21 protein-coding genes are annotated in these 20,502 nt (G+C 71.9%); 10 read left to right on the top strand and 11 right to left on the bottom strand.

All coding sequences use genetic code 11. The features are described from left to right. Positions 1–45 precede the first annotated feature (45 nt). The 3 genes from OG782_RS06495 to OG782_RS06485 form a co-directional block, all read right to left on the bottom strand. The gene (locus tag OG782_RS06495) at positions 46–822 is read right to left on the bottom strand and encodes a Clp protease N-terminal domain-containing protein (RefSeq protein ID WP_406448435.1); all 777 of its coding nucleotides are present in this window, start codon (positions 820–822) and stop codon (positions 46–48) included. 135 nt (positions 823–957) lie between these two features. Beyond that, the gene (locus OG782_RS06490) at positions 958–1,455 is read right to left on the bottom strand and encodes a peptidylprolyl isomerase (RefSeq protein WP_406448434.1); all 498 of its coding nucleotides are present in this window, start codon (positions 1,453–1,455) and stop codon (positions 958–960) included. A 129-nt stretch (positions 1,456–1,584) separates the two neighbouring features. Beyond that, on the bottom strand, positions 1,585–2,388 hold the full coding sequence (locus OG782_RS06485; protein WP_406448433.1) for a LysR family substrate-binding domain-containing protein: 804 nt from the start codon (positions 2,386–2,388) through the stop codon (positions 1,585–1,587). Between the two features lie 58 nt (positions 2,389–2,446). Here OG782_RS06485 and OG782_RS06480 point away from each other — a divergent pair, with 58 nt between their 5' ends. Beyond that, the gene (locus tag OG782_RS06480; RefSeq protein ID WP_406448432.1) at positions 2,447–2,851 is read left to right on the top strand and encodes a DUF5997 family protein; all 405 of its coding nucleotides are present in this window, start codon (positions 2,447–2,449) and stop codon (positions 2,849–2,851) included. 123 nt (positions 2,852–2,974) lie between these two features. Here the strand turns inward: OG782_RS06480 and OG782_RS06475 are convergent, their stop codons facing one another. The 3 genes from OG782_RS06475 to OG782_RS06465 form a co-directional block, all read right to left on the bottom strand. Continuing rightward, on the bottom strand, positions 2,975–4,429 hold the full coding sequence (locus OG782_RS06475; protein WP_406458879.1) for an FG-GAP and VCBS repeat-containing protein: 1,455 nt from the start codon (positions 4,427–4,429) through the stop codon (positions 2,975–2,977). A 193-nt stretch (positions 4,430–4,622) separates the two neighbouring features. Continuing rightward, positions 4,623–5,621, bottom strand: coding sequence for a type I glyceraldehyde-3-phosphate dehydrogenase (gene gap, locus OG782_RS06470; RefSeq protein ID WP_406448431.1), 999 nt, complete (start codon positions 5,619–5,621; stop codon positions 4,623–4,625). A 105-nt stretch (positions 5,622–5,726) separates the two neighbouring features. Then, entirely contained in the window at positions 5,727–6,683 is a 957-nt protein-coding gene (locus tag OG782_RS06465; RefSeq protein WP_406448430.1) for a GlxA family transcriptional regulator, read from the bottom strand. Between the two features lie 150 nt (positions 6,684–6,833). On the opposite strand from OG782_RS06465, the gene OG782_RS06460 reads away from it, so the two are divergent. Together OG782_RS06460 and OG782_RS06455 are read left to right on the top strand one after the other, a co-directional pair. After that, positions 6,834–7,511 (top strand): HEAT repeat domain-containing protein, encoded by a 678-nt coding sequence (locus OG782_RS06460; protein ID WP_406448429.1) that lies wholly within the window; start codon positions 6,834–6,836, stop codon positions 7,509–7,511. A 3-nt stretch (positions 7,512–7,514) separates the two neighbouring features. Next, positions 7,515–8,519: a MerR family transcriptional regulator gene (locus OG782_RS06455; RefSeq protein ID WP_406448428.1), complete on the top strand. Its 1,005-nt coding sequence runs from the start codon at positions 7,515–7,517 to the stop codon at positions 8,517–8,519. A gap of 82 nt (positions 8,520–8,601) precedes the next feature. Here the strand turns inward: OG782_RS06455 and OG782_RS06450 are convergent, their stop codons facing one another. Beyond that, a complete protein-coding gene (locus OG782_RS06450) occupies positions 8,602–9,354 on the bottom strand; it encodes a VOC family protein (RefSeq protein WP_406448427.1) in 753 nt (250 codons plus the stop codon). A 212-nt stretch (positions 9,355–9,566) separates the two neighbouring features. On the opposite strand from OG782_RS06450, the gene argC reads away from it, so the two are divergent. From argC to OG782_RS06425, 5 genes are read left to right on the top strand one after another with little or no spacing between them, the layout of a single operon-like run. Further along, entirely contained in the window at positions 9,567–10,595 is a 1,029-nt protein-coding gene (gene argC, locus OG782_RS06445) for an N-acetyl-gamma-glutamyl-phosphate reductase (RefSeq protein ID WP_406448426.1), read from the top strand. Further along, complete coding sequence (argJ, locus tag OG782_RS06440) at positions 10,592–11,746, top strand: bifunctional glutamate N-acetyltransferase/amino-acid acetyltransferase ArgJ (RefSeq protein WP_406448425.1); 1,155 nt, start codon at positions 10,592–10,594, stop codon at positions 11,744–11,746. The genes argC and argJ overlap by 4 nt, the downstream gene beginning before the upstream one ends. Further along, positions 11,743–12,645 (top strand): acetylglutamate kinase, encoded by a 903-nt coding sequence (gene argB, locus OG782_RS06435; RefSeq protein WP_406448424.1) that lies wholly within the window; start codon positions 11,743–11,745, stop codon positions 12,643–12,645. The genes argJ and argB overlap by 4 nt, the downstream gene beginning before the upstream one ends. Further along, a complete protein-coding gene (locus OG782_RS06430) occupies positions 12,642–13,838 on the top strand; it encodes an acetylornithine transaminase (RefSeq protein ID WP_406448423.1) in 1,197 nt (398 codons plus the stop codon). Before argB ends, OG782_RS06430 begins: the two co-directional genes overlap by 4 nt. A 10-nt stretch (positions 13,839–13,848) precedes the next feature. Beyond that, positions 13,849–14,385 (top strand): arginine repressor, encoded by a 537-nt coding sequence (locus tag OG782_RS06425; RefSeq protein WP_351074245.1) that lies wholly within the window; start codon positions 13,849–13,851, stop codon positions 14,383–14,385. A gap of 2 nt (positions 14,386–14,387) precedes the next feature. Here the strand turns inward: OG782_RS06425 and OG782_RS06420 are convergent, their stop codons facing one another. From OG782_RS06420 to OG782_RS06410, 3 genes are all read right to left on the bottom strand, one after another. After that, on the bottom strand, positions 14,388–15,095 hold the full coding sequence (locus tag OG782_RS06420; protein ID WP_406448422.1) for a L,D-transpeptidase family protein: 708 nt from the start codon (positions 15,093–15,095) through the stop codon (positions 14,388–14,390). Between the two features lie 64 nt (positions 15,096–15,159). Further along, the gene (locus OG782_RS06415) at positions 15,160–15,753 is read right to left on the bottom strand and encodes a pyridoxamine 5'-phosphate oxidase family protein (RefSeq protein WP_406448421.1); all 594 of its coding nucleotides are present in this window, start codon (positions 15,751–15,753) and stop codon (positions 15,160–15,162) included. Positions 15,754–15,796: 43 nt separating this feature from the next. Beyond that, complete coding sequence (locus OG782_RS06410; protein WP_406448420.1) at positions 15,797–17,203, bottom strand: hypothetical protein; 1,407 nt, start codon at positions 17,201–17,203, stop codon at positions 15,797–15,799. Positions 17,204–17,464: 261 nt separating this feature from the next. Between OG782_RS06410 and argH the strand changes: the two genes are divergently transcribed. Both argH and OG782_RS06400 read left to right on the top strand, forming a co-directional pair. Then, complete coding sequence (argH, locus tag OG782_RS06405; protein ID WP_406448419.1) at positions 17,465–18,898, top strand: argininosuccinate lyase; 1,434 nt, start codon at positions 17,465–17,467, stop codon at positions 18,896–18,898. A gap of 65 nt (positions 18,899–18,963) precedes the next feature. Then, a complete protein-coding gene (locus OG782_RS06400) occupies positions 18,964–19,935 on the top strand; it encodes an aldo/keto reductase (protein ID WP_406448418.1) in 972 nt (323 codons plus the stop codon). Positions 19,936–19,969: 34 nt separating this feature from the next. Here OG782_RS06400 and OG782_RS06395 read toward each other — a convergent pair whose 3' ends face one another. Next, the gene (locus OG782_RS06395; RefSeq protein ID WP_406448417.1) at positions 19,970–20,491 is read right to left on the bottom strand and encodes a hypothetical protein; all 522 of its coding nucleotides are present in this window, start codon (positions 20,489–20,491) and stop codon (positions 19,970–19,972) included. Positions 20,492–20,502 lie beyond the last annotated feature (11 nt).

Raw genomic sequence — 20,502 nt, 5'->3', positions numbered from 1 at the left:
GGCCGCGACACGTTCGCCGTCAGCACGGTTCCGCCGCTCGGCCGGTCATTCCTCCCGCGCGGGAGCCTCCTGCGCGGCGGGCGCGGGCTGCTGTGCGGAGACGAGGAGCGAGAGTGCCTCGGTGATGCCCCTCTCCGCGGCCGCCTTGTCGATGCCGAGGCCGCTCAGCAGACCCGTACCGTCCTCGTGCTCCAGCAGGGCGAGCAGGATGTGCTCGGTACCGATGTAGTTGTGTCCCATCCGCAGGGCCTCGCGGAAGGTGAGTTCCAGGGCCTTGCGCGCGTCCGCGTTGTAAGGGATGAGCTCGGGCAGTTCGCCCTCGGTGGCTGCCGGGAGTGCTTCGGTGGCGGCCTGGCGGACGGTGTCCAGGGCCACGCCCTGTGCCTTGATGAACACTCCGGCGAGCCCTTCCGGCTCGCTGAGCAGGCCCAGTACGAGGTGCTCGGTGCCGATCTCGGCGTTGGCCGCGGCGCGCGCCTCGTTCTGTGCGGCCATCACGACGTTCTTGGCACGTGGGGTGAAGCGGCCGAAGCCCTGGCTGGGGTCGAGGTCGGAGGGCTCGCCGGGGTCCTTGGCGACGAACCGCTTCTGGGCCGCCTGCCGGGTCACCCCCATGCTCTTGCCGATCTCGGTCCAGGAGGCGCCGGAACGGCGGGCCTGGTCCACGAAGTGGCCGATCAGGTGGTCGGCGACGTCGCCGAGGTGGTCGGCGGCGATGACCGCGTCCTGGAGCTGGTCGAGGGCGTGGGGGTGGACCTTCTTGATGGCGTCGATGAGATCGTCGAGACGGACCGGATGCGTCATGCCTGTGGGCTGCGTCATGTGTCAACCTTAGGTTGACAGAGGAAGGGGTGTCAACCTTCAGTTGACACTGTGGTGCCCGTACGACAGAACGCGCCGGCCGACGGTGTTCGTCGGCCGGCGCGTCCGGTCAGTCGTTCCGCGAGCGGGCCTGGATCAGAGGACCCCGGAGTCGGCGATGGTGACCTTCGCCTTGGTCCGGCCGCTCTGCGAGCCGAGACCCTCGATCTTCGTGACCAGGTCCATGCTCTCCTGGTCGGCGACCTCGCCGAACACGACGTGCTTGCCGTCCAGCCACGAGGTCACGATGGTCGTGATGAAGAACTGCGAGCCGTTGGAGTTCGGTCCGCTGTTCGCCATGGAGAGCAGGCCCGGCTTGGTGTGCGCGAGCTTGAAGTTCTCGTCGTCGAACTTCGCGCCGTAGATGCTCTTGCCGCCGGTGCCGTCACCGCGGGTGAAGTCACCGCCCTGCAGCATGAACTCGGGGATGACCCGGTGGAAGGACGAACCCTTGTAGCCGAAGCCGTGCTCACCGGTCGCCAGCTGGCGGAAGTTCTCCGCGGTCTTGGGAACGATGTCGTCGTACAGGTTGAAGACGATCCGCCCGGCGGGCTCGTCGTTGATGGTGATGTCGAAGTAAACCTTGCTCGTCATGGAACCATCCTGACATCTGCCCGTGAGGTCCCGACGGGCGGGCGCGGTGAAGCGGTGCGCACGGGTGGTGGGCCGGCGGCATGTGGTGGGCGCGGTGGCAGCCACCACCATGTCCGGACAGCGATGCCGTTACGGCCGGCGGCGGGGCTTGCCGCGCTTGGCCGCGGCGGCACCCTTGGCACCCCGGGAGCCCTTGGCCCCCTTCGCGCCGCCGGAACCGCTGCGGGCGCCCTTCCCGGCCGGTGAGCCGGCCCCGGGCTTGCGCCGGGCGCCGCCGGTGTCCGGGGCCTTGCCCTTCGTCTTCGCGGGCGCGGGCGCCGTGCTGCGGCCGCGGGTGCTGTTCACGGTCCGGCCCCGGACGATCCCGATGAAGTCCTCCACGAGATCGGTGGTCCGCTCCTGCGGCCACGACAGCGCGATGCGCGACTCGGGGGCGCCGGAGAGCGGCCGGTACGTGAGGTCCTTGCGGTGGTACAGGCGGGCGAGCGACTGCGGGACGGCGAGGACGCCCACCCCGGCCGCCACCAGCTCGATGGCGTCCTCCGTCGTGGCCGGGCGCTCGATCGCGGGACGGCCCGGCAGCCGCTCCCAGCCGAGGGTGTCGTCCAGCGGATGCAGCACGATCTCGTCGGCCAGGTCCTCGACGGAGACCTCGTCGACCGCGGCCACCACGTGGTCCTTGGGGATCACGACCACGGTCGTCTCGGTGTACAGGGGGATCGCGCTGAGATCCTCCCCGTCGACCGGCAGCCGTACGAAGCCGGCGTCGGCGTCACCGCCGCGCAGCAGGGCGGACGCCTCGGCGGCGGGGACCGCGACGAGCGTCAGGGGGATGCCGGGCAGGCGCTCGTTCCAGATCCGCACCCACTTGGTGGGTGTCACCCCCGGGACGTACGCGAGCCGGAACGAAGGGGTTGCTTCCGGGCCTGTCACCCCGCCAGGTTACCGGTCGTGGTCAGCGGCGGCGCACACGCTCGATACTCTTGACACCATGACGTCGCACCAGAGCGCCCAGACAATGAAGCCCGCGACCGCGGCGAAGAAACTGGGTGTGTACCTCGAGGCCACCCCCACCGAGTTCCAGGAGGGTGTCGTCTCGCGCACCGAGCTGGCGGCACTCCAGAGCGATCCGCCCCAGTGGCTGCAGGATCTGCGGAGCACGGGCCCGCACCCCCGGCCGGTCGTCGCGGCCAAGCTCGGCATCTCCATCTCCGGTCTCGCACGCGGTGGCGTCACGGACGCCCTCACCACGGAGCAGATCGACGCGCTGAAGCAGGACGACCCCGAGTGGCTGCGGAAGGAACGCGCCACCCAGGCCGAGGTCCGCAAGGAAACGGTGCGCATCAAGGAGCGGAACGCGGAGCGCAGCGGCAAGGCGCAGGAGCCCCGTTCCTGACCCGCCGCTGAAACCGCGATGTGGGTGGGCCCCGTTCCCTTCGAAGGGAACGGGGCCCACCCCTGTGTCATCGCGGGGCCGGGGAAACACCGCCGGCGGCTGTGGCCCCGTGCCCTCACGGGCTCAGCCGAAGTTCGGCCCGTTGTCGCCGGACAGGTCCAGGCCGAACCGGGCCCCGGGTACCGGAGCGCCCAGGTCGACCGGGTTGAAGGCGAGGGCACCCGTCGTGGTCAGGCCCGTGGAGGCGCCGCGCAGGGACCACACCGCACCGCCGTCCGCGACCGCGCCGAGGTTCTCGTCGGGTGCGCCGGCCGAGAGGTCCGCCTTCCCGTCCCCGTCGGTGTCCAGCAGCCGGACCGATCCGCCGAAGTGGTCACCGCTCTCCGCCACGCCCGGCATGCCCGCGCTGTCCTGGTGGAAGGACTTCGCGCCGGTGCCGCTCAGACCGCCCGGACCGCCCTTCAGCAGCACCACCGCGCCCGCTCCCCTGACCGACTCGATGGCCTCGAAGGGCACCCCCACGGCGAGGTCGGCGTACCCGTCGCCGTTCACGTCACCCGCGTTGAGCCGCGCCCCGAACTGGTCGCCCTTCTCGCTCGCCCCGGGCACGCCGGTGGTGTCCTGCGTGATCGTCTTCGTCCGGGTGGTGCTGGGGCCGGTCGCGGAGCCGTAGTAGACCTTGACGGTGCCGGGGTCGGTGGGCAGGTCCTCCGTGATGCCGTTCGGGATCACCCGGGTGGCGAGATCGGCCTTGCCGTCCTTGTCGAAGTCACCGACCGCGGTGGCCGCGGCGCCGGGGAGCCGGGTGGAGACCGACGACAGGCCCTGCGGGGTGCCCAGCCACAGCTTGCCGCCCTCGGCGTGGTTCTCGTACACGTAGAAGGTGCACAGGTCGTCGATACCGTCGCCGTTGAAGTCGCCGGCCGCGGTGTTCGACATGGAGTTGTCCGTGTCGAACATGTTCACCTCCTGCTCGCGGGAGGGTGCCCCGGCGCGGGTGAACGGCCCGTACAGCACGCTGCGCAGGTCCCAGTCGCCGCTGTGGGACATCATCAGGTCCGTGTTGCCGTCGCCGTCGAAATCACCGGCGGTGAGGTTCTCGCCGATGATGGCGGCGGCCGGAGCCGCTACCCGCACGGCGCCCTGTCCCGTGATGCCGCCGCTGCGGCCCCACAGGACGACGACCGAGCCGAAGTTGTCCGTGGCCGCGATCGACTCGTTGGTCACGAGGGCGAGGTCGGTCAGGCCGTCGTGGTCCAGGTCCTCGGCGAACATCCGGTAACCGAAGCCGTGATCGTCGCCGGGATCGCCGGGGACGCCCGGGGTGTCCTGGTCGATGACGGTGGTGTGTGCCGTGCTCAGCCCCTGGTCGGAGCCGTAGGCGAGGGTGATGTAGCCGGCCCAGGAATGGCCGTTGACGGTGCCGGCGGGAGCGGCGACGGCCACGTCCTGGTAGCCGTCCCCGTTGAAGTCCTCGCGCACGGTGGTGGTCGCCGTTCCCCCGGCGGTACCCGCTGCCGTCGCGGCGGCGGCGCCGCCCGTAAGTGCCGTGACCGCGCAGACGGTCACGGCCAGCATGGTGCGTATGCCCACCATTCCTCCTTGGTCGCGTACGTCGAGCCAGTGGCGTACGAGGTGTGAGGGCTCATGGGTGAGACATGCGCGAGGGGCGGAAGGTTGTCCGGTGAACACGGGGTGAACTCGGCCGGGCGGCAAGGGAGTCCACGCCGGGGGCCGCCGGCAGGGGCGGTGGGACCGCCCCCGCGGCCGTTCAGCGGGTGGCGAGCAGCGTGAGCGTGTCGATCACACGGTTGGAGAAGCCCCACTCGTTGTCGTACCAGGCGGCCACCTTGATGTGGCGTCCGTCGACACGGGTGAGCTCCGAGTCGAAGATCGACGAGGCGGGGTTGCCCGTGATGTCGGACGACACCAGCGCGTCCTCCGAGTACTCGAGCACGCCGGCCAGCGGCCCCTCGGCGGCGGCGCGGTACGCCTCCAGCACCTCTTCGCGGGTCACGTCGCGGGCGACGGTCGTGTTGAGCTCGACGATCGAGCCGACCGGCACCGGTACGCGGATGGAGTCGCCCGACAGCTTGCCCTCGAGGTTCGGCAGCACGAGGCCGATCGCCTTCGCGGCGCCCGTCGTGGTCGGCACGATGTTGACCCCGGCGGCGCGGGCGCGGCGCGCGTCGCGGTGCGGACCGTCCTGGAGGTTCTGCTCCTGCGTGTAGGCGTGCACGGTCGTCATGAAGCCGTGCTCGATACCGGCGAGATCGTCCAGCACCGCGGCCAGCGGGGCGAGCGCGTTGGTCGTGCACGAGGCGTTGGAGATGACGGTGTGCAGGGCCGGGTCGTACGCGTCGCTGTTCACGCCGTACGCGAGCGTGACGTCCGCGCCGTCCGACGGCGCGGCGACGAGCACCTTCTTCGCCCCTGCGTCGAGGTGGGCGCGGGCGGCCTTGGCCGAGGTGAAGCGGCCGGTCGCCTCCAGCGCGATGTCGACACCGAGCTCCGCCCACGGCAGCTGCGCCGGGTCGCGCTCGGCGAGCACCTTGATGCGGCGGCCGTCGACGACGAGGGTGTCCCCGTCCACGGTCACCGGGCGGCCGAGCCGGCCCGCCGTGCTGTCGAAGGCCAGCAGCCGCGCGAGTGCGGCGGGCTCCGTGAGGTCGTTGACGGCGACGACCTCGAGGTCGCTGCCGCGCTCGAGCAGCGCGCGCAGCACGTTGCGTCCGATGCGGCCGAATCCGTTGATGGCGATGCGAGTCATGTGAGAGTCCCTTCTCTTCGCCCCTTCAGCATCGCGCTCGCCCGACGCCCCTGACAGCGGCGCGATCGCCATGGTCCGTAAGGATCCCGCCACCCGGGCTGCGGGCTATTCGCCCTGGGCGAAGGTGCGCCGGTACTCGCTCGGCGTGGTGCCGAGGATCCGCTGGAAGTGCAGCCGCAGATTCGCACCGGTGCCGAGGCCGACATCGGCGGCGATCTGCTCCACACCCCGCTCCGAACGCTCGAGCAGTTCACGGGCCACATCGACCCGGGCCCGCATGACCCACTGCATCGGCGTGTACCCCGTGTCCTCGGCGAAGCGCCGCGAGAACGTGCGCGGCGACACCGCCGCGTGCCGGGCGAGCGCGTCGAGGGTGAGGGGTTCGCCGAGCCGGTGCAACGCCCACTCGCGGGTGGCGGCGAACCGCTCACCGAGCGGCTCGGGCACGCTGCGCGGCACGTACTGCGCCTGGCCGCCGCTGCGGTACGGGGCCGCGACCAGGCGCCGGGCCGCGTAGTTGGACGCCGCCACCCCGAGGTCGCCGCGCAGGATGTGCAGGCACAGGTCGATGCCCGAGGCGGCACCCGCCGATGTCAGGACGGTGCCCTCGTCGACGAACAGGACGTTCTCGTCGACCCGGACGAGCGGATACTTCGCCGCGAGCGAGCGTGTGTAGTGCCAGTGGGTCGTGGCGCGCCTGCCGTCGAGGAGGCCCGTGGCCGCGAGTGCGAACGCCCCCGTCGAGATGGCGGCGAGCCGCGCGCCCCGGGCATGGGCGGTGACCAGCGCGTCGATGACGGCCGGGGGCGGGTCCTCACGGTCCGGGAACCGGTAGCCGGGCACGAAGACGATGTCGGCCCATTCGAGCGCGTCGAGGCCATGGGTGACGTAGTACGACAGCCCGTCGCCGCCGGTCACGAGGCCGGGCGCCGCGCCGCACACCCGTACCTCGTACGGCATGCTGGCGCGGGTCGTGAAGACCTGCGCGGGAATGCCGACATCGAGCGGCTTCGCACCCTCGAGCACGAGGACCGCGACGTGATGCAGGCGGGAGGCTGGCATGGGGCACGAGGGTACCCAAGAGCGCCCCTGACCCGTTCCTTCCTGCCTCCGCGCGTCGGGCCCGCTGCGAGCGGTGACGCCCGGGGGGTGGCCCGGCTTGACCTTGACACGGTGACAAGGCCTTCACTGCATCGCGAGGAGGTGGTCTCGATGACGGTCACGAGGCAGAACACGGATGCGGAACGAGCGCTCCAGGCGCTGGAGGACGACCGTGCGTCCGTGCGGTTGCGGGCTGCCCTCGCGGTCGGTACGGAACCCGACCCGCGCTTCGTCGACAAGCTCGTCGAACGGAGCGCGATCGAGCCCGAGTTCTTCGTCCGCGACATGCTGACCTGGGCGCTCACCCGCCACCCCGTGTCCCTCACGCTTCCCGAACTGGTCCGAGAGGTCCGCTCGGAGCGTGCGCAGGCCCGGAGCCAGGCCCTGCACACGCTGTCCAAGATCGGGGACCGCCAGGCGTGGCCGGCGATCACACGGGCCTTGTTGTCCGACGCCGACGACGAAGTGGCGCGGAGCGCTTGGCGGGCCGCGGTCGTGCTCGTACCGGAAGGCGAGGAGCCCGGCTTGGCCGCGGCGCTGGCGACGCAGCTCGGGCGCGGTGAGCGGGAGACGCAGCTGAGTCTCAGCCGGGCGCTGGTCGCACTGGGAGAGGCCGTCGCGCCGGCTCTGTGTGCCGCTGCCGCGACGACGGTCGCCGACCCGCGCGTGCGCGCCCACGCGCTCGCCACACGACGGCTGCTGCGCGACCCGGACGCCGGATTCGAGTTCGCTGTCGAGGAGGCGAAGCGCGCCGTGGCCCTCGGCGGGTCCGGCGAGGAGGGACGATAGGGCGTGTTGATCGGTGAGGTGGCGCGACGGTCCGGGGTCAGTTCCCGCATGCTCCGGCATTACGAGTCGCTCGGCCTGGTGCGGCCTGCCTGCCGTACCGGCGCCGGCTATCGGGAGTACTCCGGACAGGACATCCGGCGGATCTTCCATATCGAGAGCCTGCGGTCGCTGGGGCTGTCGTTGAGTGAGGTCGGGCGGGCACTCGACGATCCGGACTTCACGCCCGCGGCGCTCGTCGGCGACCTCATCGGTCAGGCGCGCGAACGCATCGCGGCCGAGACCGAGCTGCTCACCCGGCTGCGCCGGATCGATGCCGCGGACCCTTCGGGCTGGGAGGACGTTCTCCAGGTCGTCGCTCTCCTCCAGGCACTGGCCTCGAAGAACCCCGACGCGCGCCAGGGAGCGGCCCTTTCCTCGGGCAACGAGGTTCCGGTGCCGGTGGAAGCCCTGGTCGAGGCGGTACTGAGCGAGACGGAACCGAACGTCGCCGGAGCGCTTCGATGGGCGCTGGCACGCTCGGGCGACGGCGGCGCGGAACTGCTGGCGGAGGGCCTCGGCTCACCGGTGGCCGCGGTGCGGGAACGTGCCGTCCAATCCCTCGCCGAGATGCCGGGCGACGAGGCGACCGCGCTGCTGCGGCAGGCCCTCGCGAACCCCGACGGCGTGGTCCGCAGGTACGCGGCTCTGGAGCTCGGGACACGTGGAGTGGCCGATGCCGTTCCGGCGCTGATCGACACGATCGTGGAGGGAAGCAACGACACCGACGCGGCCGATGCTCTGAGCGTGCTGGCGAGAGACACCGCGACGGCGGACCGGATCGCGACCGGGCTCGTCGAACGCCTGGCTCACGTCACCGCCGGAGCCTCTGCCCGCGGCCGGCTGACCCAGGCACTGGCCGCTGTTCCGGGGGCAGAGGCGTCCCGTGCCCTCGTGGAGCTGTCGCGCGACCAGGACCGTGCCGTCGCACTGACCGCGACGTACCTTCTTCAGCTGCGCGACGCAGGGTGACGCGGCCTTCCTGGCATGTCACGCAATCGGCTCGTGGGCCCGGTCCCGGACACATCGCCGTCAGCGTGTCGTCGACGCTCCGTCAGGACGGGGCCGAGGACGGGCTGAGGACGCAGAACTCGTGACCCTCCGGGTCGGCCAGGCACCTCCACGGGACATCGCCCTGACCGAGATCGATGCCGGTGGCGCCCAGGGCCATCAGCCGGGCCACCTCCGCGCCTTGATCGTCACCGGGGTACGGAAGCAGGTCGAGATGGACACGGTCCGGCACGGTCTTCACGCCCTTGCGGAGGAACTCGAGGTACGGGCCGACACCCTCGGCGGAGCGCAGCACCGCGGACTCGTCGGTCACCTCGTGCAGGGTCCAGTCCACCGCCCCGTCCCAGAACCGGGCCATCGCCCGCGGATCCGCGCAGTCCACGACCACCGCGGCGATCGGCCCGGTGTCCCGGTAGATCTGCCGCGGCTCCAGCACACAGAACTCGTTGCCCTCGGGGTCGGCGAGGACCGTCCACGGCACGTCGCCCTGCCCCACATCGGCATGCGTGGCACCGAGAGCCAGGAGGCGCGTGACCAACTCCTCCTGATGGGCCGCCGAGCTGGTGGCGAGATCGAGGTGCACACGGTTCTTCGTCGCCGCCTTGGGTTCCGGTACGGCGACGACGTCGATGCAGACGGCGACCGGGTCCGGCCAGACGAACCCGCCGCCGGGTTCCACGTTGGTCACGCCGGGCCCCTCGCTGGAAACGCCCCAGCCGAGCGCCTCCGCCCAGAACCGGCCGACCGCCGCGTCGTCGAGAGCCTTGATGTTCACCTGGACAGGTCGCAGTGCCATGCCGGCGATCCTATGCACCCGCTCCGCCGTGTCCTCCCGGCACCGGAGCCGGCGCCGTCCCCGTCCGGCCCGGGGGCGCCCCGACCCGGGCCCCGGCGATGGCCGGCCGTCGGATCGGCTGCCCGGTCCCGGCCGAGCGGCCGCGCCGATCCATTCCTTTGCATAAAAGTGCAAGGATGCGTATAGTCATGCCATCGACGAGGAGGATTTCGATGGTGGTACGTGCAGCAGTGGCAGGGGCGAGCGGATACGCCGGCGGGGAGCTGCTCCGCCTTCTGCTGGTCCACCCCGAGGTCGAGATCGGGGCTCTCACCGCGAACTCCAACGCGGGACAGCCCCTCGGAGCATTGCAGCCGCATCTGCGGCCGCTCGCCGGACGGGTGCTTCAGCCGACCACGCCCGAGGTGCTCGCCGGGCACGACGTGGTCTTTCTCGCGCTGCCGCACGGGCAGTCCGCCGCCGTGGCGGAGCAGCTCGGTGACGAGGTGCTCGTGGTGGACATGGGGGCCGACTTCCGGCTCGAGGACGCCGCCGACTGGGAGAAGTTCTACGCCTCGCCGCACGCGGGAACCTGGCCGTACGGGCTGCCCGAGCTGCCCGGTGGGCGGGCCGGGCTGGCGGGGACCAAGCGTATCGCGGTGCCCGGCTGCTACCCCACGGCCGTGTCGCTCGCGCTCTTCCCGGCGTACGCGGCCCAGCTCGCCGAGCCCGAGGCCGTGATCGTCGCCGCTTCCGGGACCTCCGGCGCGGGCAAGGCGGCCAAGCCGCATCTGCTCGGGTCCGAGGTGATGGGCAACATGTCGCCGTACGGTGTCGGCGGCGTCCACCGGCACACGCCCGAGATGATCCAGAACCTCAGCGCCGCGGCCGGCGAGCCGGTCACCGTCTCCTTCACCCCGACCCTCGCGCCGATGCCCCGCGGCATCCTCGCCACGTGCAGCGCGAAGGCGAAGCCGGGCGTGAGCCCCGAGTCGCTGCGCGCCGTGTACGAGAAGGCCTTCGCGGACGAGCCGTTCGTCGATCTGCTGCCCGAGGGGCAGTGGCCCGCCACCGCCGCGGTGTACGGCTCCAACGCCGTGCAGATCCAGGTCGCGTACGACGAGTCGGCGGGCCGGATCGTCGTCATCAGCGCCATCGACAATCTCGCCAAGGGCACCGCGGGCGGCGCCCTGCAGAGCATGAACATCGCCCTCGGGCTCCCCGAGGACACCGGACTTTCCACGATCGGAGTGGCACCGTGAGCGTCACGGCAGCACAGGGATTCTCCGCGGCGGGCATCGCCGCCGGAATCAAGGACAGCGGCAACCCGGACCTGGCCCTCGTGGTCAACAACGGTCCGCGTCGCGCCGCCGCGGGCGTCTTCACCTCCAACCGTGTCAAGGCCGCCCCGGTCCTGTGGTCGGAGCAGGTCCTCAAGGGCGGCGAGGTCTCCGCCGTCGTGCTCAACTCCGGTGGCGCCAACGCCTGTACCGGGCCGCAGGGCTTCCAGGACACCCATGCCACCGCCGAGAAGGCGGCCGAGGTCCTTCAGGGCCACAGCGCCGGTGAGATCGCCGTCGCCTCGACCGGGCTCATCGGCCTGCTGCTCCCCATGGACAAGCTCCTGCCGGGCATCGAGAAGGCCGCGGCCGCCCTGAGCGAGCACGGCGGCGAGAAGGCCGCCATCGCCATCAAGACCACCGACACCGTCCACAAGACCGCCGTCGCCGGCGGAGAGGGATGGACCGTCGGCGGCATGGCCAAGGGTGCGGGCATGCTCGCACCGGGCCTGGCCACCATGCTCGTCGTCCTCACCACCGACGCCGACGTCGCCGCCCCCGCGCTCGACGCCGCGCTGCGCGAGGCCACCCGGACCACCTTCGACCGGGTCGACTCCGACGGCTGCATGTCCACCAACGACACCGTGCTCCTGCTGGCCTCGGGGGCCAGCGGAATCACCCCGGAGCAGGGGGAGTTCGCCGAGGCCGTCCGGGCCGTCTGCGACGACCTCGCACGGCAGCTGATCGGTGACGCCGAGGGCGCCTCCAAGGACATCCGGATCGAGGTCGTGAACGCGGCGACCGAGGACGACGCCGTCGAGGTGGGCCGCTCCATCGCCCGTAACAACCTCCTCAAGTGCGCCATCCACGGCGAGGACCCCAACTGGGGCCGGGTGCTCTCCGCGATCGGCACGACGAAGGCGGCCTTCGAGCCGGACGAGCTGAACGTCGCGATCAATGACGTGTGGGTGTGCCGCAAGGGCGGGGTCGGCGACGACCGCGACCTCGTCGACATGCGCTACCGGGAGGTCAGGATCACCGCGGACCTCGCCGCCGGCACCGAGTCGGCCGTCATCTGGGCCAACGACCTCACCGCGGACTACGTCCACGAGAACAGCGCGTACAGCTCATGAGCACCGCGCGGAAGCACACCGCACTCCCGAAGGCGCAGATCCTCATCGAGGCGCTGCCCTGGCTGACCCGGCACAACGGCAGGACCGTCGTCATCAAGTTCGGCGGCAACGCCATGATCGACGAAGAGCTGAAGGCCGCCTTCGCCCAGGACGTCGTCTTCCTGCGGCACGCCGGCCTCAAGCCCGTCGTCGTGCACGGCGGCGGCCCGCAGATCAGCGCCCAGCTGGACAAGCAGGGCCTGGTCAGCGAGTTCAAGGCCGGGCTGCGCGTCACCACGCCCGAGGCGATGGACGTCGTACGGATGGTGCTCGCCGGGCAGGTCCAGCGCGAGCTCGTCGGCCTGCTCAACCAGCACGGCCCGCTCGCCGTCGGCATGACCGGCGAGGACGCCCACACCATCACCGCGGTCCAGCACCGCCCGGTCATCGACGGCGAGGCCGTCGACATCGGCCGGGTCGGCGAGATCACCGCGATCGACACCGGGGCCATCCAGGCACTGCTGGACGACGGCCGCATCCCGGTCATCTCCTCCATCGCCCGCTCCGCCGACGACAACCACGTCTACAACGTCAACGCCGACACCGCGGCCGCCGCACTCGCCGCCGCGCTGAACGCCGAGACGCTGATGGTCCTCACCGACGTCGAGGGCCTGTACGAGGACTGGCCCAACAGCGACGACGTGATCAGCCGCATCACCGCCACCGAACTGGAGAAGCTCCTGCCGGAGCTCTCCAGCGGCATGGTGCCCAAGATGCAGGGCTGCCTGCACGCCGTGCGCAACGGCGTGGAGACCGCCCGGGTCATCGACGGCCGGGTCCAGCACTCGATCCTGCTGGAGATCTTCACCGACGAGGGAATCGGCACGATGGTCGTGCCCGACGCACAGGGGGAAGCATGACCAACGCCGAGCTCTCGCAGCGCTGGAAGTCCGCGCTGATGGACAACTACGGCACCCCGAAGGTGTCCCTCGTCCGCGGTGAGGGCGCCCGTGTGTGGGACGCCGACGGCACCGAGTACCTCGACTTCGTCGGCGGTATCGCGGTGAACGCGCTGGGCCACGGCCACCCCGCCGTCGTCGAGGCGGTCTCCACCCAGATCGCCTCCCTCGGCCATGTCTCCAACCTCTTCATCGCCGAGCCGCCCGTCACGCTCGCCGAACGGCTGCTCCAGCTCTTCGGCCGCACCGGCAAGGTCTACTTCTGCAACTCGGGGGCCGAGGCCAACGAGGCCGCGTTCAAGATCGGCCGGCTGACCGGGCGGACCCACATGGTCGCCACCGACGGCGGCTTCCACGGCCGGACCATGGGCGCCCTCGCGCTCACCGGCCAGCCCAAGAAGCGCGAGGCCTTCGTCCCGCTGCCCGGCGACGTCACGCACGTCCCGTACGGGGACGCCGAGGCGCTGCGGGCCGCGGTGACCACCGACACCGCGCTCCTGATCATCGAGCCGATCCAGGGCGAGAACGGTGTGGTCGTCCCGCCCAAGGGCTATCTGGAGGCGGCCCGGGAGATCACCCGGGCCACCGGCACCCTCCTCGTCCTCGACGAGGTGCAGACCGGCATCGGCCGCTGCGGCAACTGGTTCGAGCACCAGGCCCACCAGGGCGTGGAGCCCGACCTGGTCACCCTGGCCAAGGGGCTCGGCGGCGGACTGCCGATCGGCGCCACGGTGGCGTTCGGCGCGGCCGCGGATCTTCTCGCACCCGGTCAGCACGGCACGACGTTCGGCGGCAACCCGGTCGCCTGCGCCGCCGGTCTCGCCGTCCTGGACACCCTGGCCGCCGACGGTGCGCTCGACAACGTCAAGCGGCTCGGCGAGCGGATCCGCGACGGGGTGGAGGGCCTGGGGCACCCCCTGGTCTCCCATGTCCGCGGCGCCGGTCTGCTGCTGGGTATCGTGCTCACCGAGCCCCGGGCACCCCAGGTGCAGGCGGCGGCTCAGGGAGCCGGACTGCTGGTGAACGTGCCCGCCCCCGATGTCGTGCGGCTGATGCCGCCGCTGATCATCGGTGACGCGGAGGTGGACGCGTTCCTCCAGGCGCTGCCGGCCGCTCTCGACGCGGCATACGGGGACGGACGATCCGGAGAATGAGGCGACGACGATGACCGAGGCGCAGGAATCCGAGCACGGCGGGCCGTCCGTGCCGCAGACCCGCACGGCGCGCCACCGCCGGATCGTGGACATCCTGAACCGGCAGCCGGTGCGCTCGCAGAGCCAGCTGGCCAAGCTCCTCGCGGACGACGGGCTGAGCGTCACCCAGGCGACGCTCTCCCGGGATCTGGACGAACTGGGTGCGGTGAAGATCCGTAACACCGGCGGCGAGCTGATCTACGCGGTGCCGAGCGAGGGCGGATTCCGTACCCCGCAGGCGCCGCTCGGCGGGTCGGCCAAGGAGGAGCGGATGCGCCGCCTCTCCGCCGAACTGCTCATCTCGGCGGAGGCCTCGGCCAACCTCGTGGTGCTGCGTACGCCGCCGGGCGCGGCCCAGTTCCTCGCCTCGGCGATCGACCAGGCCGAACTGCACGACATCCTCGGCACCATCGCCGGCGACGACACCCTGATGCTGATCAGCCGCGACCCGGCCGGCGGGCAGGCGCTCGCCGACCATCTGCTGCGGCTCGCGCAGAACGAGCGCTGACGTCAGTAGCGCGTGATCGCGGTCGGGCCCGAGCGGGTCCCGATCGCGAGGTGCGGACGGCGGGCCGGATCGGCCCAGGCCAGGATCCGGTCCATCGCGGCCGCCGGCACGGACACACAGCCGGCGGTCGCTCCGCGCCCGTTGACGTGCAGGAAGATCCCGGCGCCCCGGCCCCGTACCGGCCGGTCGTAGTTGAAGCCGACGACGAGTGCCCGCGCGTACTGCGCCGGATACGCGATCAGGTGCTCGGCCTCGGCGGCCCGGCAGTCGGCGGGCCGCGGTTCCACCCACCGGTTGTATCCGCGCGCCGCGTTGTCCTGGCACCACCACGAGCGGTCGTTGACCCGGCGGTACGGATAGCGCGTGCCGGCCGGGGCCGCCTTCACCCCGAAGGCGTACGGCAGACCGTACAGACCGGTGGGCGTGGTGTCGGTCCCCTGCTTGCGCGAAGCCCCCTCGGTCAGCCCGTTCGCCCCGAAGCGGGCGGGCGCCGACCCGGCCGCCACCCACCGCCCCTCGCGCAGACTCCACCAGGTGACCGTGCCCGTGGTGGACCCGGTGGAGGACGCCAGGGCCGTGATGAGCTGGCTGCCGCCGCCCGTGTCGGCCAGCCGCACGGGCAGCGGCGCCGTCGCCAAGGGGGGCCGCCCGGCGCCGGTCAGACCGGCGAGAGCGAGCAGGACCGAACCGGTCACCAGAAGTCTGCGCATGCCCCGGACCGTAGACCGCCCGCCGCCGGGCCACACGCGCGCATGCTCCGTACGGCCCAGCCGCTCACATGGCCTGCGGCATGGCCGGCAGCGGGAGCGGCAGCCCCGGCAGCCCGTCGATGCTGGTGGCGATGTGGTCCTTCTTCTCGAAGTAGGCGCTGAGCGAGGCGTCGTCGTCCCGCGCGAACCGCTGCCCGTGCAGGGCCCTGTCCTCGTCGTACGTCATATAGGGGACGGCGAACCCGCAGCTGTCCCGGATCAGTTCGGCCGTCACCACGATGACGGCCCGCAGCCCGTGCCGCGAGGGATCGACGCCGTCGAAGCGCCCGAGCAGTTCCGGGAACCGGGGGTCGTCACGGAAGACCGGCTCACCGCGGCCGTGCACGCGCACGATGTTCGGCGGTCCCTGGAAGGCGCACCACATCAGGGTGATGCGTCCGTTCTCGCGGAGATGGGCGACGGTCTCGGCCGTGCTCCCGGCGAAGTCGAGATACGCCACACGCTGCTCGTCCAGCACGACGAAGGAACCGCTGACACCCTTGGGGGAGAGGTTGACCGTGCCGTCCCCGTCCAGCGGCGCGGTCGCCGTGAAGAAGATGTGCTGCTCCTCCATGAAGGTGCGCAGCCGCCCGTCGATGCGTTCGTGCGTTTTTCCCATGGAACGAATTATCCGTTGCCGAATGCCGTTGCACGTAACGATTTCATCCACCGGAACCGGCGGGCGGCCGTTCGTAGCGGGCGCGTTGGGCCTCGTGGGCGACTTCGGGGTCCTCGTCGTCCTCCAGTTCGGCCAGTACGCGTTTGCGCAGGGCGGGGCTGTGGGCGCAGAGCAGACGCAGACCGGACCGCCGCAGGTGCCGGGGGCGGCCGGGGGCCACCAGGCCTGCCAGCCACTCCTCCGGGACGAGCAGGACGTACGGGACGAGCGCCTTGCGGGCGGTGCGCACCACCGGTGGATGGGGGTCTTCCATGGCGGCCATCAACTCGTCGGGGGAGACCGCGTCCAGCATGCGCAGCGCGGCGAGAGCCGCTGCGCGCACCCGGCCCTCCTGATGTGCCGTCAGCGGCCGCAGCAGGGCTGCGGCGTCGGGCGCGGCGGTTTCGGCCAGGCCGAACAGCGCTCCGGGCGGCAGGCCGGGAGCGGCGGGGCCGGCGCACAGGGCGCGGTAGTGCTCCCGGGGGTCCTGGCCCTCCATCCGCAGGACCAGGCGGGCGGCGGCGCGCACCCGGGCCGATGGATCGGTCAGGTGGGACACGGCCTCCGGGCCGCGGTCCGCCCGGTGCAGTGCCGTGACCGCGGAGGACCGTGCCACGGCCGAGGAGGCGGTGAGCAGGGGGTCGAGGAGCCGCTCGGGATCGCCTGAGGTGACCCGGGCCAGCAGTGCGCCGGTGCACAGGTGGCGGACGGCCGGGTCCGGGGCGGTGAGGACGAGGTCCGTGAGCTCCAGGGGCGTGAGCAGCTCCAGCTCCAGGGACAGCCGTGCCCCGAGGATCCGGACCTGCGGCATGTGGCTCGCGCGGAGCAGGTCCGGCAGTCCGGCCGGGCGGGGTCCGGCGGCGGCCAGGATCCGCTTCAGGGCCCAGCCTCCGTGCGGGCGCGGGCCCAGGCGCAGTGCGAGGGGCGCCAGTTCCGCGGGATCCGCCCCCGGCTCGCGCAGGGCCGCATCCAGCATGCGGCGGGCCCGCTCCCGTACCCCCTGCTGCTGATCGGCGCAGCGGACCAGCAGCAGAGGCAGGAGGGCGGGCCGTCCCGGGGCGAACGCCAGGGCGGCCCCGCGCACCTGCCACCGGTGGTGACAGAGGGCGATCGCGGTCTCCGCCTCACCCGGCGGGAAGTGTGACCAGGTGACGTCCCGGGCCTCCTCGTCCCACTGGGGTGCGGTGGCCCAGTCGACCGATCCGTGCCCGCCCCCACGACGGTCCTGTACCAGGGACCGCAGCGGCAGGACGCCAGGGCGCCGCGCGGTCGCTGTCGGTACCTCCCGGCCGAGGTCGGCCCACGCCTCCGGATCGGCCGTGTCCAGGGCCACGGCCAGGGGTTTGCCCCGCAGGAGGCGGTCCCGCGGGGGGAGGTACAGAGTGGGGGACAGGGGGATGAGGTGTCGCATGAGCGCAGCCTAGAGAGCGCCGGGGTCTCTCGTTTGGGTCAGGCCGGATCCAAACGAGAGGCCCTGGCCGCTCCCACCAGCAACTTTGACAATTCATGCAGAGGACTGCATAGTTATGCCTTGTCGGGATCGTCGGTCCTTCCCCGAAGATCGCGGCCGAGCGCGACCTCGCCCGATTCCCGGCGTCACCGCCGCATCCCCTCCGTACGCGTGCGGGGAAGCAGCCGCGCATTCAACCCTTGCACTCCCGAGGAGCACGCAGTGAGCAACGGCAACGGCAACGGCGACGTACGTCTGTGGGGCGCCCGCTTCGCGGACGGTCCGGCCGAGGCGCTGGCCCGCCTGTCCGCGTCCGTCCACTTCGACTGGCGGCTCGCGCCGTACGACATCGCCGGCTCCCGCGCCCACGCGCGCGCCCTCAGCACGGCGGGCCTGCTCACCGAGGACGAGCTGAACCGGATGACGGCCGGGCTCGACCAGTTGGAGGCGGATGTCGCCGACGGCTCGTTCACCGGCACCATCGCCGACGAGGACGTCCACACCGCCCTCGAGCGGGGACTCCTGGAGCGGCTCGGCCCCGACCTCGGCGGCAAGCTGCGCGCCGGACGGTCCCGCAACGACCAGATCGCCACGCTCTTCCGGATGTACCTGCGCGACCACGCCCGCATCATCGGCGGCCTGATCGCCGAACTCCAGGACGCACTCGTCGGCCTCGCCGAGGCCCACCCGGACGTGGCCATGCCCGGCCGCACCCACCTGCAGCACGCCCAGCCGGTGCTCTTCGCCCACCATGTCCTGGCCCATGTGCAGCCCCTGTCCCGGGACGCCGAGCGGCTGCGGCAGTGGGACGAGCGCACCGCGGTCTCGCCGTACGGCTCCGGCGCACTCGCCGGCTCCTCGCTCGGGCTCGACCCCGAGGCGGTCGCCGCCGACCTCGGCTTCGAGCGCGGCTCGGTGGGCAACTCCATCGACGGCACGGCCTCGCGCGACTTCGTCGCCGAGTTCGCGTTCATCACCGCGATGATCGGCATCAACCTCTCCCGGATCGCCGAGGAGATCATCATCTGGAACACGAAGGAGTTCTCCTTCGTCACCCTCCACGACGCCTTCTCCACCGGCTCCTCGATCATGCCGCAGAAGAAGAACCCCGACATCGCCGAGCTGGCACGGGGCAAGTCGGGGCGCCTCATCGGCAACCTGACCGGGCTCATGGCCACGCTCAAGGCCCTGCCGCTCGCGTACAACCGCGACCTCCAGGAGGACAAGGAGCCGGTCTTCGACTCCTGCGACCAGCTCGAGGTCCTGCTCCCCGCCTTCACCGGCATGATGGCCACCCTCACGGTCAACCGCGAGCGCATGGAGGAGCTGGCCCCGGCCGGTTTCTCGCTCGCCACCGACATCGCCGAGTGGCTCGTCAAGCAGGGCGTGCCGTTCCGTGTCGCCCACGAGGTCGCCGGTGAGTGCGTCAAGGAGTGCGAGCACCACGGCATCGAGCTCGACGAGTTGACCGACGAGCAGTTCGCGAAGATCTCGGAGCACCTCACCCCGGAGGTCCGCACGGTCCTCGACGTGGCCGGCGCGCTCGCCTCCCGCAGCGGCCGCGGCGGCACGGCGCCCTCGGCCGTCGCCGTCCAGCTGGCCGAGGTAAAGGCGGACCTGGCGACGCAGCACGCCTGGGCGGCGGCCCGTAAGTAGCCGGACCGGCATCGCGGGCTACGTTGGGGGCAGTCGAGTTTCCTGCCGACCACAAGGAGCCCGCGATGCCGTTCGCCCGACTCGCCACAGCGACCACCCCGACCGCCCACATCGGGCTCGGCCTGGCAGCGGTCGGCAGGCCCGGCTACATCAACCTCCACCGCGACCGGGACCTGCCGGACGACCGTTCCGTCGAGGCGCTGCGCGCGCGTACGCACGAACTGCTCGACGCGGCCTACGCGCAGGGCGTCCGCTACTTCGACGCGGCCCGTTCCTACGGCCGCTCCGAGGAGTTCCTCGCCGAGTGGCTGACCGCGCGGCCGGAGATCGGCGACGTCGTGGTCGGGAGCAAGTGGGGCTACACCTACACCGCCGACTGGCGCGTCGACGCCGAGGCGCACGAGGTCAAGGACCACAGCCTCGGTACGTATCTGCGGCAGCGAGCCGAGACCGGTGCGCTGCTCGGCGACCGGCTCGACCTCTACCAGATCCACTCGGTGACCCCCGACAGCCCGGCGCTCACCGACAAGGAACTGCACGCCCGCCTTGCCGCGCTCGCCGCCGAGGGGGTCAGTGTCGGCGTCTCCACGAGCGGGCCCGCGCAGGCCGACGCCATCCGGGCCGCCCTCGCCGTCACGGTCGACGGCGAGCCCCTCTTCCGCACGGTCCAGGCCACCTACAACGCGCTGGAGACCTCGGCCGCACCGGCTCTCGCCGAGGCCCATGACGCGGGGCTCACCGTGATCGTCAAGGAAGCCATGGCCAATGGCCGGCTCGCGGGAACGGAGGCCCCCGCCGTGATGCGGGAGATCGCCGGCGAGGAGGGGCTGGGCAGCGACGCCGTCGCCCTGGCACTGGTGCTGCACCAGCCGTGGGCCGGGGTCGTGCTCTCCGGCGCGGCGACCGTCGGCCAGCTCGCCGGCAACCTCCACGCGGCCGTCCCCGTCCTGGACGAAGAGCGGCGGGCCCGGCTGGACGCGCTGGTCGAGGAGCCGGAGGCGTACTGGCAACGCCGCGCGTCGCTGCCGTGGGGCTGAGCGCGTCCGGCAGGTCCGCCGCGGGCAAGGCCTGTCAGCCGGCTGCCCGGCCGTCCGCCCAGGCGGCCAGGGCGTCGAAATCGGCGCGCTCCAGACCGACCCGTGGGTCTATCCGCAGCAGCAGACTCGCCCCGCCCGCTCCCTGGCCGGCGACCCACGTCCGGTCCCGGTCGCCGATCTCGTCGTCGACCCACGCGAACGGCCGCCCGGCCGCGTACTCCACGACGTACTGCGTCTTCCAGTACGTCCCGTCCGGAGCGCTGCCGTGCATGGCCGGCCAGTCGATGTACGGCAGCGGGGGCAGCCCGAGATGCGGACCGATCCACTCGTTCGCCTCGTCCTTCCAGGTCGTCGCCCAGATCAGCTCGTAGCGCCCGGCCAGGGCGAGCAGCTCCTGGCCGTGGCCGTGATTGAGCAGGACCGGCAGCGGCGGCCCGGAGGTCCACCCGGTCGGCCGCATCCGGTGCCGGGTGTATCCCTCCGGCGTCCGGCGCCGGGACAGCGCTGCGTACGGATTGAGCGGACCGTCGATATCGATCAGCAGCAGCGGCTTCATGACGCCATGGT

Source organism: Streptomyces sp. NBC_00876, from assembly GCF_045207435.1.
Taxonomy (GTDB): Bacteria; Actinomycetota; Actinomycetes; order Streptomycetales; family Streptomycetaceae; genus Streptomyces.
The sequence above is the reverse complement of the archived record's forward strand: the minus strand, read 5'-3'. Positions and strand labels throughout refer to the sequence as shown.

Bases quoted from the DNA above. Each gene is read 5' to 3' on its own strand.
- OG782_RS06495 (WP_406448435.1), bottom strand. From the start codon at position 822: ATGACGCAGCCCACAGGCATGACGCATCCGGTCCGTCTCGACGATCTC.
- OG782_RS06490 (WP_406448434.1), bottom strand. From the start codon at position 1,455: ATGACGAGCAAGGTTTACTTCGACATCACCATCAACGACGAGCCCGCC.
- OG782_RS06480 (WP_406448432.1), top strand. From the start codon at position 2,447: ATGACGTCGCACCAGAGCGCCCAGACAATGAAGCCCGCGACCGCGGCG.
- OG782_RS06475 (WP_406458879.1), bottom strand. From the start codon at position 4,429: ATGCTGGCCGTGACCGTCTGCGCGGTCACGGCACTTACGGGCGGCGCC.
- gap (WP_406448431.1), bottom strand. From the start codon at position 5,621: ATGACTCGCATCGCCATCAACGGATTCGGCCGCATCGGACGCAACGTG.
- OG782_RS06465 (WP_406448430.1), bottom strand. From the start codon at position 6,683: ATGCCAGCCTCCCGCCTGCATCACGTCGCGGTCCTCGTGCTCGAGGGT.
- OG782_RS06460 (WP_406448429.1), top strand. From the start codon at position 6,834: ATGACGGTCACGAGGCAGAACACGGATGCGGAACGAGCGCTCCAGGCG.
- OG782_RS06450 (WP_406448427.1), bottom strand. From the start codon at position 9,354: ATGGCACTGCGACCTGTCCAGGTGAACATCAAGGCTCTCGACGACGCG.
- argC (WP_406448426.1), top strand. From the start codon at position 9,567: ATGGTGGTACGTGCAGCAGTGGCAGGGGCGAGCGGATACGCCGGCGGG.
- argB (WP_406448424.1), top strand. From the start codon at position 11,743: ATGAGCACCGCGCGGAAGCACACCGCACTCCCGAAGGCGCAGATCCTC.
- OG782_RS06430 (WP_406448423.1), top strand. From the start codon at position 12,642: ATGACCAACGCCGAGCTCTCGCAGCGCTGGAAGTCCGCGCTGATGGAC.
- OG782_RS06425 (WP_351074245.1), top strand. From the start codon at position 13,849: ATGACCGAGGCGCAGGAATCCGAGCACGGCGGGCCGTCCGTGCCGCAG.
- OG782_RS06420 (WP_406448422.1), bottom strand. From the start codon at position 15,095: ATGCGCAGACTTCTGGTGACCGGTTCGGTCCTGCTCGCTCTCGCCGGT.
- OG782_RS06415 (WP_406448421.1), bottom strand. From the start codon at position 15,753: ATGGGAAAAACGCACGAACGCATCGACGGGCGGCTGCGCACCTTCATG.
- OG782_RS06410 (WP_406448420.1), bottom strand. From the start codon at position 17,203: ATGCGACACCTCATCCCCCTGTCCCCCACTCTGTACCTCCCCCCGCGG.
- OG782_RS06400 (WP_406448418.1), top strand. From the start codon at position 18,964: ATGCCGTTCGCCCGACTCGCCACAGCGACCACCCCGACCGCCCACATC.
- OG782_RS06395 (WP_406448417.1), bottom strand. From the start codon at position 20,491: ATGAAGCCGCTGCTGCTGATCGATATCGACGGTCCGCTCAATCCGTAC.